The 12,876-nt window shown below is 59.6% G+C and carries 11 protein-coding genes; 2 read left to right on the top strand and 9 right to left on the bottom strand.

Annotation, left to right across the window (positions count from 1 at the left end):
* Window positions 1-15: 15 nt before the first annotated feature.
* The 9 genes from ACFRFQ_RS05285 to ACFRFQ_RS05325 all read right to left on the bottom strand — a co-directional run bounded on the left by ACFRFQ_RS05285 (window position 16) and on the right by ACFRFQ_RS05325 (window position 10,980).
* Window positions 16-903: a DUF6282 family protein gene (locus tag ACFRFQ_RS05285; RefSeq protein WP_378653990.1), complete on the bottom strand. Its 888-nt coding sequence runs from the start codon at window positions 901-903 to the stop codon at window positions 16-18.
* A gap of 37 nt (window positions 904-940) precedes the next feature.
* Window positions 941-2,218: a TRAP transporter substrate-binding protein DctP gene (gene dctP, locus ACFRFQ_RS05290; RefSeq protein WP_378653992.1), complete on the bottom strand. Its 1,278-nt coding sequence runs from the start codon at window positions 2,216-2,218 to the stop codon at window positions 941-943.
* A 293-nt stretch (window positions 2,219-2,511) separates the two neighbouring features.
* Window positions 2,512-3,297 carry an SDR family NAD(P)-dependent oxidoreductase gene (locus ACFRFQ_RS05295; protein WP_378653995.1) on the bottom strand — a complete coding sequence of 262 codons (786 nt, stop codon included), beginning with the start codon at window positions 3,295-3,297 and terminating at the stop codon, window positions 2,512-2,514.
* A gap of 72 nt (window positions 3,298-3,369) precedes the next feature.
* On the bottom strand, window positions 3,370-4,890 hold the full coding sequence (locus tag ACFRFQ_RS05300) for a TRAP transporter large permease (protein WP_378653997.1): 1,521 nt from the start codon (window positions 4,888-4,890) through the stop codon (window positions 3,370-3,372).
* Window positions 4,887-5,471 carry a TRAP transporter small permease gene (locus ACFRFQ_RS05305; protein ID WP_378654000.1) on the bottom strand — a complete coding sequence of 195 codons (585 nt, stop codon included), beginning with the start codon at window positions 5,469-5,471 and terminating at the stop codon, window positions 4,887-4,889. Before ACFRFQ_RS05305 ends, ACFRFQ_RS05300 begins: the two co-directional genes overlap by 4 nt.
* Window positions 5,472-5,754: 283 nt before the next feature.
* Window positions 5,755-6,852 (bottom strand): acyl-CoA dehydrogenase family protein, encoded by a 1,098-nt coding sequence (locus ACFRFQ_RS05310; protein ID WP_378654003.1) that lies wholly within the window; start codon window positions 6,850-6,852, stop codon window positions 5,755-5,757.
* Between the two features lie 45 nt (window positions 6,853-6,897).
* A complete protein-coding gene (locus tag ACFRFQ_RS05315) occupies window positions 6,898-8,157 on the bottom strand; it encodes an acyl-CoA dehydrogenase family protein (RefSeq protein WP_378654005.1) in 1,260 nt (419 codons plus the stop codon).
* Window positions 8,158-8,160: 3 nt separating this feature from the next.
* Complete coding sequence (locus ACFRFQ_RS05320; protein ID WP_378654008.1) at window positions 8,161-10,527, bottom strand: CaiB/BaiF CoA transferase family protein; 2,367 nt, start codon at window positions 10,525-10,527, stop codon at window positions 8,161-8,163.
* 306 nt (window positions 10,528-10,833) lie between these two features.
* Window positions 10,834-10,980, bottom strand: a complete 147-nt coding sequence (locus ACFRFQ_RS05325; protein WP_378654011.1) for a hypothetical protein — start codon at window positions 10,978-10,980, stop codon at window positions 10,834-10,836.
* A 239-nt stretch (window positions 10,981-11,219) separates the two neighbouring features.
* On the opposite strand from ACFRFQ_RS05325, the gene ACFRFQ_RS05330 reads away from it, so the two are divergent.
* Window positions 11,220-11,675, top strand: a complete 456-nt coding sequence (locus ACFRFQ_RS05330; protein ID WP_378654013.1) for a Zn-ribbon domain-containing OB-fold protein — start codon at window positions 11,220-11,222, stop codon at window positions 11,673-11,675.
* 3 nt (window positions 11,676-11,678) lie between these two features.
* Entirely contained in the window at window positions 11,679-12,866 is a 1,188-nt protein-coding gene (locus tag ACFRFQ_RS05335; RefSeq protein ID WP_378654016.1) for a hypothetical protein, read from the top strand.
* Window positions 12,867-12,876 lie beyond the last annotated feature (10 nt).

Here is a 12,876-nt window from a genome sequence, read left to right on the forward strand (position 1 = left end):
TCGATTGACATAAGTTCACGCGGTGAGGTTCAACAACCGAGCCGGGTTGTCGCACGCCATGGTACGTAGATCGTCTTCCGACACACCTTCGTCCCACAGCGCGTTGATGTAGCTCTGCAGCCCCGCGCCGGGCGTCGGAACATTGCAACTCCAACCGTAATCAGTGGAAACAACCGCCCGGTCCGGCCCGATCAACTTGATCGCGTCGATCACGTTGTCGAAGGAAGACGGGGCACCCATGCAGGTGTGGGCGGTCAACTCGATGAATGCGCCGAGTTCGGCCAACTCCAACGTCTCCGGAACAGTTAACCGCGGACCGGTAGTGGCGTGCATGGCATGCGTGACCAACAGGTTTCCGCGCGTACCGAATTCACGCGAGACGGCAAAATGCTCCGCCTTCGAAATGTGCCCGGTAGCAAGGACCCCACCGTGTTCGATCACAAGATCCATGATTGTCCGAACCTCGGGCAGGATCTGGCCGTCGTTGTCCACCACCCGCAATCCCTCGGTGATACCGAAGAATTTCTCCACCGTGACGGGCGCATCCTGTTGCGCCGAAATCGTGGGAAGCCACACCACCTGAGCACCGTTGCGCAGTGCCACTTCGACAGCATGAGGATTCAGGCCACCAACGGGATGATCGCAGCAGATACCGGCAATCGTGCGAATCCCGGGAACCGCCTTGTTGGCGAGGTAAGCGGCAGTCGTCGAAGGAAATTCGTGGGCCTTCAATACGATTGCCTTCATACCCAGCGTTTCCGCTTCGGCAGCAGCCTCGATCGGATCCACGCTGTGCGGCACCTTGGCAAGTTTTTCCACCAGCGGCTCCGGGCCGAAATGACAGTGCATATCGATCGCGTCTTCCAAATGAATGGGAGACTGACCCGAATCACGTTGCGCCATACTGTTACTCCGTTCGAATTGGTGGCAATCCCGACGATCAGGACGGGCGGTGGGGAAGAAATACCTCTTCGAACAGCTTGTCCACAAACGGTCCGATGTCGATCTTGCCCGGCGAGTACCAGTCGGCAAATCCGTTGTAGTCGGACTCGTTGGTGTATCCGAGCTCAGCAACGATCGCGGACCACTTGTCGGCAAGTTCCTCGGCATTCGCTGCGAACTGTGCTCCGTCCTCGAAGGTGGAGTTCTTCGCCAGAGCATCGACGATGGACTTGTTGGTCTCCTGCAACTTCGCGCGAAGCTCTGGATCGAATGCTTGCACTGATCCACCGGCTGCCCGAATTTCCTCGACGGCCTCAACGGTGATCGGCCAGATCTTGTCTTCGATACTGCCGGATATGAAAGTCTTCATTCGATCCCAGAGCAATTGCCGCGCCACCAACGGCAGTTTGTTCCAGACTTCCTGGTTGATAACCATGTTGCCGGTCGGTACGGCCAAGCCTGCATCGGGGTCGATGACGACCTCGTGTGCAGCCTCGATGAATCCACCCAGAATGCCCACGGCAGGGCTCGACATACTGCAGTCGATCACGCCACGCTGAAGTGCTTCGTACAGTTCGGTGTATGCCACCGAAGTCGCGTTACCGCCGATCGACTTCACCTGTTGCGTCCCGGCCGTGTTACCGACCGAGATATTCGCACCCTTGATTTCGGAGGAGGTGGTTCGCTCATCCGTGCAGAACAAGGCATTTACTCCGGCGTTGTACGCCGGGAACATCAGTTTCATGTCTTTGTCTTCGAATTCGGCCACGATCTCAGGCGTGGTGAAGGCAAGTTCAGGTGCCCAGGCGTTGGACTGCAAAGTACCGGTCACGACCGACTGATCCGAGAGGACGCTGGTGTCGAGCAGCGCCGCCGTAGCCGGATATTCCTTGGGCTCGTAGATGGCAACTACCTGACCGATATCGAGACGGCCGTCGCGCACTGCGTCGTCGATCTGTGCGGCCTTGGCAATGGCGTCCGAATACGCGATATCGAACTCGATCTTGCCGCCCGACCATTCCTCGACCGACTTCAGGTAGTTCTCCAGGAAGGCGCCGGCAGTTGATCCCGCTGCGCCCGGTGACTGAGTGTGGAGAGTGATCCGATCGATGTCCGCGAAAGCAGCCTGGTACTCCTCCTTGGAAGCCCCGTACGCCAGGCCCTCACCACTTCCGGAATTGCCACCGCCGGTTTCAGCGCAACCGGTGAGAGCAACAACCCCCGCAGCTGCCAGCGCACCAAAACGCAACAGCGCCTTCGGCTTGTCAGAGAACATCCTCACAGGACTCCTTCTTCGCGGTCCGATACGGACCTGTACTACTGAGGTTCTTTACATCTGCGGTTCTTTTACATCTGCAGCGCGTCCGCAGGCACACACGCAGAGAGCAGGGCGTGATGCGCCTCACTTACCTGACAATGATGCGTCTAGATTGCATGGAAGTCAAGAATTCATGCGAATAATTATCTCCTTAGTGCTCCCGGTGATCGGCTCACAACATACGGCGGGTGCCGAATCCAGTAAGGACCCGACACCCACCTGTGCAACCAATTACGTTGGAACACCGCGCTTTATTCGGCAGTCACTCCGCCGTCGACAAGAATGGCCTGACCCGTCACGTACGACGCGTCTGCGGAAGCCAGGAAGGCCACCACCGAGGCAATCTCCTCCGGCTCTCCGTATCGTCCGAGCGGCACGGACAGCGGCTTCGAGGGGTTCTTCACTTGCCCAGAAGTAGGTACGAGTGCCGCGGTATTCGCTGTGAGATTGGTCTTGACCGCACCCGGGCACACACTGTTCACGCGAATACCCTTGGGCGCGTACTCGACAGCAAGCGTTTGAGTGAGCATCTTCACGCCACCTTTCGACGCCCGGTAAGGCGCCAAACCACCCTGGGTGGCTACAAACGACGACGTCGATCCACACGTGACGATCGATCCACGACCGGTCTGCACCATCGACGGCAGGCAAGCCTGAATCGCAAAGAACGTGCCGTTCAGATTGATGTCGAGGACGTTCTGCCACTCTGCGATCGGATACTCGTGACTGTCGACGCGAGCGCCACTGACACCGGCAGCGGTGAAGACGATGCTGATGTCACCGAACTTCTCCACAACCTGATCGGCAATCGACTTCAAGGCATCACTGTCGCGCACATCGGCCCCGAACGCCAAGGCAGTGCCACCCCGGGAAACGATGTCGGCAACCGTACGCTCGGCCGCATCCTGATGGACGTCGATCACAGCGACGCGCGCACCTTCCTGCGCGAGACGTAGCGCCGAGGCGGCCCCGATCCCCGAACCTCCACCGGTCACAAAGGCGATCTCACCGTCGAGCCTACGCACTGTCATCGTCATTGAAACTCCCGTTCGTCAATCTTTTTGCGTTGTCTGACTACATCCGCCGCATTCAGGGCCGCGACATAAGCTTTAACCGGCACCACGATCAGGCAGGAAGGTTGCGATCTCCGGGAAGAAGATCAAGATCAGGATCACGATCACCGCCATGGGCAGGAACCAACCAGCCGCAACGAACACGTCCTTGAGAGAAATCGGTGTGCCGAGGTTGACCTTGGGGTCCTTGACCAGTGAGTGCACGATCATCGACAGAATTCCCACCGGCGGGCTGATCACGGCCAGTTCGCACATGAAGACGACAAACGCGCCGTACCAGAGCATGGAGATATCGAGGGCAGCCAACGTCGGGATCAGAATCGGCACGGTCAGAACCATCATTGCCAACGAGTCCATGAAGGCACCGAGGAAGAGATAGACAACCATCATCATCAGAAGGAACTGCACCCGGCCGAGATTCATATCCGCGACGAGGTCTGCAAAGCCGTTGCTGATGCCGGTCAAAGTCATCATGCGCGAGAGGATGGCGACACCCACCAACAGCATGAAGATTGCGCCCACAGTTGCCACTGCTCCCAGGGAAGCCTCCGACACCGCGGCCCAGGCACCACCCTTACGCTTCCAGATCAACAAGACGACCATTGATGCAAGTGCCGCAACGGCACCCGCTTCGGTCGCAGTGAAGAGACCGGAGAACATGCCGTACGTGATGATGAAGACGATCAACGGAACCGGCCAGATCTTCACCAGGCTGTCGAAGCGTCCTCGCCAGCTTGTCTTGACGATCGACGACGGATCTGCGGCACTGGGATCGATGCCCTTACCGAACTTGGCAAAGACCACGATCATGATCGTGAACATGACCATCACCAGCAGACCAGGTCCGATGCCCGCCATCAACTGCTTGCCAACCGGCACCTCGGCGATGCCCGCGTACAGAACCATCAGGATGCTCGGGGGGATCAACTGCCCGGGCAAGCTGGCGACAAGTACCGCGCCGACCGCCAAGTGCTTGCTGTATCCGGCCTTCAACATTTCCGGAACGCCGATACGCGCCAGTGCATACACCGTGCCGGTAGTGGATCCACTGACTGCGCCCAGCCCTGCGCCGGCAAGGTTGGTTCCCGCTGCGAGTCCGCCGGGAAGCCAACCGAGCCACTGACGTCCAGCCCCGTAGAGGCTCTCGGTCAATCCCGACTTCCACAGGAACAAGCCCATCAGAATGAACATCGGCAGGACGCTCAGTGTCCAGCTGGCGACCTCGTCATAGGGCACCGTGGCGAAGATCGTCTCGACCACCTTCGGGCCACGCATCGAATACATGGCCGCCATGGACGGCACGATCATCGCGACTGCGACCGGAAGACGCAAGAAGATCAACATCACCATCGAGACGATGGCCGCAATGCCGATTGCCTCTGTCTTGAGTGGCAAGAAGATTGCGACGCTCGAAATTACGGTGGCAGCGACGAACAGGCTGAACGTGATCCACGACCGGTAGGCGAGCTTCTTGTTCGGCCCGACGAACGATTCCGGCGCGCGGCCCGACTCCCCCGATGGCTTCTTCACGTTGTCGACCTCGGAAACTGTGCTCATTTCGCTTCTTCCTCGGAATCAGGGGTGTGGGAAGACTTCGCTTCGCCGAATCGCTCGTCGTCCGCGACCTTTGCCGCAATCAATTCCTCGACAGTGTTCGGATGCATAACCGCCCGATAGGCGACGTATCCGAATTGCACTGTGAGACTGGCAAAAACCAACGGAACCAGGAAGGCGACGGGCCACGAGATCAACGTACTGACGCCCGCGGTATCGCCGATCTTGGCCGAGTGCAGCGCTTCTTCCCATCCGTACCACGCGAATCCAGCCATCACGACAGCCGTCACGACGTAACCGAATCCCAGGACCCACCGCCGCGTCACTGCCGGCAATTTGTCGAAGATCAGGTCAGCGGTGATGTGTTCGTTGCGAGCCTGCGCCGCCACGAACCCGAGCAACGCGATGATCGGGACGTACCAGTACTGAGTCAGCTCCAGTGTGTGATTGATCGGGGAGCCACCGAGCGAACGCAGCAAGGCGTTGGCAGCGATGTGCACCATCATCACGAACGTGACGATGACGGCAGGCACCTCGATCAGCAAGAGAAGGCGACTTTCACGCCCCGCGCTCGATGCGCTCATGATCCATACTCCAAACTGCCTGTCAGCGGTGGATGACACCGGCTAACTCATAAGCTCTTCGTGATTCGAGTCACGACCAATGAGTAATCATTCGCCTAGATTGCCTCAGAGTCAAGAACTATGCGGATCATTTTCATAATAGTTGATCAGCATTTGTGATCTGGCCGAAAATTTAAGGCCAAGAGAGGAACTCGACTCGGATGCGTCGTCGACACGCCTAGCGACTGTTCACCCCACAGGGGGTCAACAGCCGCTCGGCGTACACGAAAAATATTGTGCTAGATCAGATTCCGACCAGATCGGCCAATTCGGCGCGATGATGGTTACTGTTGCCGAAGATCGGTTCGACTGCCTTGGCTCGCCGGAAGTACAGGTGCGGATCAGCTTCCCACGTGAAGCCGATACCGCCGTGAACCTGGATGTTCGTACTCGCACACAACGTCAGGCACTCGGAGGCCTGCCCCTTGGCCATGATCGCTGCCTGCACGAACTCGCCGCTTTCGTGCTCAGCGCACATCGACGCATACATAACCGTGGCCTGAGCTGCATCAACCGAGATCGCCATGTCCGCACACTTGTGCTTGACGGCCTGGAACGAACCGATGACGCGATTGAACTGGACGCGCTGTTTTGCATACTCGACCGCCATGTTCAGCGCTGCTTCCGCAGCACCGAGCGCTTCGTTCGCGAGGAGTGTGCGCACGACACCGACCACCCGCTCGAGAGATGCGGCGTCCGATCCGAGCAGCTGCGCCGGGGCGTCGTCGAGTTCCACAGTCGCGACCGGGCGAGTGAGATCAAGCGAATCCCGTTTAGTCACAGTCACACCGACCGAATTTGCTTCGACCACATACAGTGCCACGGCGTTACCGTCCGGCGTCACTGCCGGAACAACCAGCAGATCGGCGACGTGACCGAACGCGACGTAATCGAGCCGGCCTGTCAGCTTCGGTTCGTCCCCCGTTGCGCGCACCCGCGCACCGTCCACTTCGGTGTCCTTGGCGCCGGCCAGGGCAAGTGAACCGATGACACTGCCGTCCAACAGCTTCGGAAGAAGTTCCTGCTTCTGCTGCTCATTGCCCAGTCGCAGTATCGCCTCGATGGCGCCGGTCGTCGCGATCATCGGTACCGGAGTCAGAGCCCGGCCCAATTCCTGTGCCACGATTGCGGTTTCAAGGAAACTGAAGCCGCCACCGCCGAACTCCTCGGCGATATGCAGGCCAGGCACACCCATGTTCGAGACCAACAACTGCCAGGTTTCGACGTCGTAATCGCCGTCCGTGGCGATGTCGCGAACCTTGTCCATAGGTGCACGTTCGGAAAGGAGTCGGCGCAGCGAAGTGCGGAACTCTTCCTGATCCTCGTCGAATGCGAAGTACACGATTGCTCTTCCGTTCTGCCGCACGAGCGGCGAAAGCGATTGCGATCAGGCGCTCTTGCGTCGCCCGATGTCCTGGAACGGGCCACCGTCGAGGCGGGGCTCCTTGGGTAATCCGAGTAGCTGTTCACCGATAATGTTGCGCTGAACCTGGGAACTGCCGCCGTAAATCGTTGCTGCCCTTGCATACAGCGCGATGTCGGTCCAGCAGTTCGACGAGTTTTCGGTACCCGGTTGCGGGGTGACGAGAATGCCGCCGTTACCTTGACCGGTAGGTGCCAATGCTTCCAATCCGAGGATCTCCATCCCCAGTTCGGTGTACCGCTGGAAGAACTCGCTCCAGATCACCTTGCTGAAAGATCCGTCGACGCCGGGGACACCGCCACTGAGCAACTTCGTCAGTGCCCGATATCCGCGAAACCTCATCGTCTGCACGCGAGACCAGCACCACGCCAACTCGCCGCGAATGTGTGGGTCGTCGGAAAGTCCACGCTCACGTGCCAATTCGATCATTCGCTCGACTTCGCGCCCGAATCGTACCGCGTCGGTGGTTGCGCGCACTCCGCGCTCGAATCCGAGCAGCATGTTGGCCGTGGTCCACCCGCCGTTGACCTCGCCGAGCACGTTGGCCTTCGCGGTACGCGCATCGGTGAAGAAAACCTCGTTGAAGGCAACGTAACCGGCTGCATTGACGATGGGCCGGACCTCGACTCCAGGCTGATCCATGGGCACCAGTAGGAAGGACAGCCCCCGATGCTTGGCCGCAGTCGGGTCGGTCCGAACGATCGCAAAGATCCAGTTGGCGTTGCTGCCGGCCGACGTCCAGGTCTTCTGGCCGTTGATGACCCACTCGTCACCGTCGAGCACTGCGCGGGTGCGCATGCCGGCCAGGTCGGAGCCGGCTTCCGGCTCCGAATAGCCCTGGCACCAGACGTGCTCACCGGAGAGCATACGAGGCAGGAAATAGTCCTTCTGCTCGTCCGTGCCCAGCACTGTGATCGTATTTCCCAGCAGCTTCAATCCGAGCGAGTCGTTCTCGGTGCCTTCCGGCACTCCGAGTCGCATCAGTTCCTCGTTGAGGACTACCTGCTCGAGATCGGACAGGCCGCCGCCGCCGTATTCCTTCGGCCACGAGACAGCAAGCAAGTTGTTCTGCGAGAGAACCTTTCGCCATACCTTCAAGAATTCGACCTGCTCGGCGTCCGGAAGCGAGCCGATGCCACGCCAGTCTTCCGGAAGGTTCGATTCGAGCAGAGCCCGGATCTCCGAGCGGTACTGCTCGGCCTCCGCCGGGTATGTGATGTCCATGGGTCAGGATTCCTTTACCGCGACCGTGGGCAGCTTGCACACAGTTGCCATGAATGAGTCGACCTCGCCGGCGCTGTAGCCCAGCTCGGCAAGAATCTCCGCTGAGTGCTGACCGAGCTGTGGGCTTCCACCCTTGAACCGGCCAGGCGTATCGGATAGATGGATCACCATGCCGACTTCGCGCGACCAGCCGTATTCAGGGTGATGATGTTCGACGACCCGCGATGAGTCGAGTGCCCATTCCTCCCACAGCAATTCAGGCATGATCGGGTAATCGAGCGGGACCTCCGCCGGAACCTTGTTGTCGTCGAGCAACTTGAATGCGCCGGCGCTGTCGAGTGCAGCGAATGCAGCGCCCAGGATGTCGGCGAGTGCATCGGCATTCTCGACGCGGGCGGCCTTGGTTGCAAAACGCTCGTCCGTCGCGAGGTCTGCCGCGTTGAGCGCAACTGCCAGTCGACCGAATGCCGCGTCACCGAAGACAGCGATGCAGATCCACCCGTCCGACGTCTTGTACAGACGATAGAGAGGGGACCAACCGTTCTGCTCGGAATCGAGCTCGTGTGCCGGTATCGCATTGCCGTCGAGATCGGCCGAGTGCTCGCTGATCACGAACAGGCTCGAGTGCAACTGCGGGCTCTCCACGTACTGAGCTTCACCGGTGTTGATTCGGTGGTGCAGTCCGAGTAGAACCGTGACGGCTCCGAGGAAGCCGTTGTAGAGATCCTCGTTACCGATAACCCGACGGATCGGCGGATTGCCTTTGCCGGAACCCTCGAAGTTGAGACCGACCAGTCCGGAGACCAACGGCGCAAAGGACTTCAGCGACGACTTCGGACCGGCCGAGCCGAATCCGGGCAAGTAGGCGTACAGCAGGTTGGGATTGATTGCCTTGAGCTGTTCGTATCCGAGACCGATCTTCTCGGCCTTACCGGGACGGTAGTTCTGCAGCACGACGTCGGCGTCCGCGACCAACCGGTGGGCAATTTCCTGCCCCTCCTTGGTGCGCATATCCAAGGCGATATTGCGCTTTCCGCGGTTTGCACCTTCGAAGAGGTCGCCGAGCGGACGCATCTGATCGCCTACGAGAGGTTCGATCTTGATGACGTCTGCACCCAGGTCGGACAGCAGACGGGCCGCAAAACCGGTGGCAAAGTACGAACTGAAGTCGAGAATCTTGACGCCCTGCAGCGGTGATACAACAGCGGAGCCCTCAGTGGGCGCTGGTGCCCAGATCGGCGAGCGCGCAATCTCACCGATGCGCGTGTCATGTGCACCCGGACGCGGCGCAGCGGTCGGTGTTGCAGGCTTGGACTTCTCGAAGCGGATAACCGGTCCGATCTGTCGAATCGTGCCGTGATCCTCGTCAGGTAGTTCAATGGCGATTTCGGCAAACTTCACCTGGTCGTCTTCGAAGGTCTCTTCGGGATGCAACAGCGGCAACGCTGCGATGTCGGCGGCATGGAACATCTCGAGCCACTCGTCGCGGTTGCGCGACTTGAACGCCTCGGGAACCTTGTTGCGAGCAATGTCGAGTTCGATGTCGTTGAGCGGCACCGACATCTCGGGACCGTCGATGGTTTGGGTCTGGTCACCGAAACCGAGCAGGTCCATCATGCGCTTGTAGGATCCGGGACCACCGGTGTGCGGGGTCAACCATTTGCCGTCGGCACACTGGAAGGGGTCGGTGATCAGACGCTTGTTACCGAATCCGGTCTGCGTACCACTGCGCGCCAGGTAGGAAATATCCTTCTCGTTCCACCACCAGTTCATCGACGAGATGGCCAGCATTCCGTCGAGCAGTGACGTGTCGACCTTCTGGCCGGTGCCGTTGAGCTTGCGGGCACGCAGCGCCGACAGGATACCGATGGTGGTAATGAAGGCGGTGCCGTACGACACCGTCGGATGGCCCATGAAAATCGGGCCGGAACGGTGTCCACCCTGCTCTGCCATCTGTCCCAGGCGCGCATTGAGGAGTGCTTCGTAGCCGGGACGCTCGGCGAGCGGTCCCTCGTTGCCGTAACCGGTAACAGAGGCGTAGACCAACTCGGGATGACGAGCATGAACTGCCTCGTAGTCGAGTCCGAAATCCTTTGCACGTCCACTACCGAACGACTCGATGAAAACATCTGCAGTGGAAAGCAACTGCTCAGCGATACGGCGTCCCTCATCAGTACGCAGATCAGCCTGAACGCTCCACTTTCCACGATCGAGCGACTTGCGCATCGCGGAATTCTCGTCGTGGCCACCGCCGGGACGCTCCAGTTTGATGACCCGTGCTCCGTAGTCGGCGAGCATCATGCTGGAGACAGCAGACGGCATACCCCAGCTCGCATCAACGACAACAAGTCCGTCAAGTGGACCGACCATTGCACCGTCTCCTTATCTCATGCGCGGTACGCGCAGCATTGCCTGCCGGCCGCGAACGGCCAGAAGATTGTTAGTTCAAGCGAAACCGATTGAGAGCCTTGTCGGCTCAGTCGGACGACGGAAGCGGCTTAGCCGTAACGAGTTCCATTGCAACCCCGTGGCAGGTGAACTGTCCGCCACCCTTCTTGACGCAGATAATCTGGGTCTCGCACGTTGCGCAGGTGTAGCGCTTACCAACCTCGTTCATGTTCGTGCCCTTCTTGCTGACGCATCTCGGCAGAGCGGAATGCGGTGATTAGCGGTTTACTATGCGCCGAAAGTGATTTCGACCGGCTGTGCGCAGCAGCTCAGAGCCGAGCCGCCGGCTTTCGTCACGATCGCCTCGGACCCGCAGACATTGCAGCGCAGTCGGTTGCCGTTACCGGCCGTCGTTCCCTCGGAATCAGAACTCATCTCGCACTCCTTGTCGTAACACCCGCGGACTCAACCCGAATCCACTGTAACCTATTTCACTATAATCATGATCATAGACTTTCGGCAACCGTAAATCTTGCAATCGCAGCCGCACATCGCACACGAGGGGGCAAATCTGCATCACCGAAGATATTCATGACTATCATTATTTGAATTAGAGTCGATACTAGGGCTCCGAGCTGACCAAGACAAGACCACCGAAGAATGAGAAGCAACCAATGACCCAATCCGAAGACGCCGGCCACGTCGCCGGCAAGCCGATCCCCCGAGCCGACGAGAACTCAGCCGGATACTGGGCCGCTGCACGTGAACATCGCCTAGCCATTCAGTACTGCAGCGCATGTGAACTGCTGCTTCACACGCCAGTCGGAACCTGCCCGGGATGCGACAACACCGACCTCTGCTATCGGGACGTTTCCGGTCGCGGAACGCTGTATTCCTTCGCCGTCATTCACGACGCCCCGGCTCCGGCATTCGCGAACATGCTTCCCTACATCGTCGGCGTGATCGAACTGGAAGAGCAGGAACGGCTGTTCATGATCGCCAACGTCCTGGACGTGCCCATCGATTCCGTGAAAATCGGGATGCCGATGGAAGTGATGTTCGAGAACCTCACCCCGGATTGCGAACTGCCGCAGTTCCGTCCGGCGCGCATCGACACGATTGGAGTCTGACCGATGTGGGAACTACGCGACAAGGTTGCGATCGCCGGAATCGGATACACCGAACTCACCCGTCGATCCCCGCGAACCCTCGCCTCCTTGACCCTCGAAGCGGTCGACACCGCAATCGCTGACGCCGGACTGACCCGCAAAGACATCGACGGACTGGCAACAACCCCGACGATGCCCGTCTACGGCGGCGACAAGGGCACTGTCGACGGCATCGACGTGGTCACACCAGGATTCCTCGGCCAAGCCCTTCATATCCAAGATCAGCTGACCTGGATGGGCAACACCACCCCGATGGTCACCCACGCCGCAATCGACGCGATCAATGCGCTCGCAGCGGGTGCATGCTCCCACGTGATCGTGTATCGAGCACTGCACATGCCGGTCGGTCGTTACTCGAACTTCACGAGCGCCTATGCGTCCGGCCGCGACCAGTACTTCGCGCCGTACGGCTTCTCGATGCCGGCCGCCTGGGCATCCACCGTTTTCCGCCGTTTCCTGGATCTGCGTGGCGGGACACGTGAGAGTTTGGCGAACTTCGCAGTAGACAATCGCGCCAACGCAAACAAGAACCCCCATGCGTTCTTCCGTGACAAGACACTGACACACGAGCAGTACCTGTCCTCTCGGATGATCGCCGATCCGATCACGATGCTGGACTGCGATATTCCGGTTGACGGCGCGGTCGCAATGGTTCTCACCCGCACTGACCGGGCCCGAGATCTCAAGAATCCGCCGGCCTTGGTGAGCGGCTACGCCGCCAGCACGCATGTCGGCGCCACCGGGGTGCCGATGAACCTGGAAGACATCCTCACCGGATGCGCACAGACCGGTGAACGACTCTGGGCGTCAACAGGGTTGGCAGCTACCGACATCGATGTGGCACAACTCTACGATGGCTTCAGTGTCTTCACCCACACGTGGCTCGAAGGCCTGGGGCTGGTACCTTCCGGCGAGGCTCTTCGCTTCATCGACGACGGAAACGCCCGCCTGGACGGCACCCTGCCGGTGAACACCGGCGGCGGTTGCCTGGCCGAAGGGCGACTGCACGGCATGACGCAGCTGACGGAGGCGGCGTTTCAGGTCACCGACCGTGGCGGCGAACGGCAGGTCCCCGGAGCATCGCGCTCGATTGCGACGGTGTCGAACGGACTGGCCGGCTCGACAGCGTTTGTCATCAGCCGAGACAACTGAGCAAAAAAAT

Origin of the sequence: Rhodococcus sp. NPDC056743, from assembly GCF_042790355.1 — a bacterium.
Lineage (GTDB): Bacteria > Actinomycetota > Actinomycetes > Mycobacteriales > Mycobacteriaceae > Rhodococcus_F.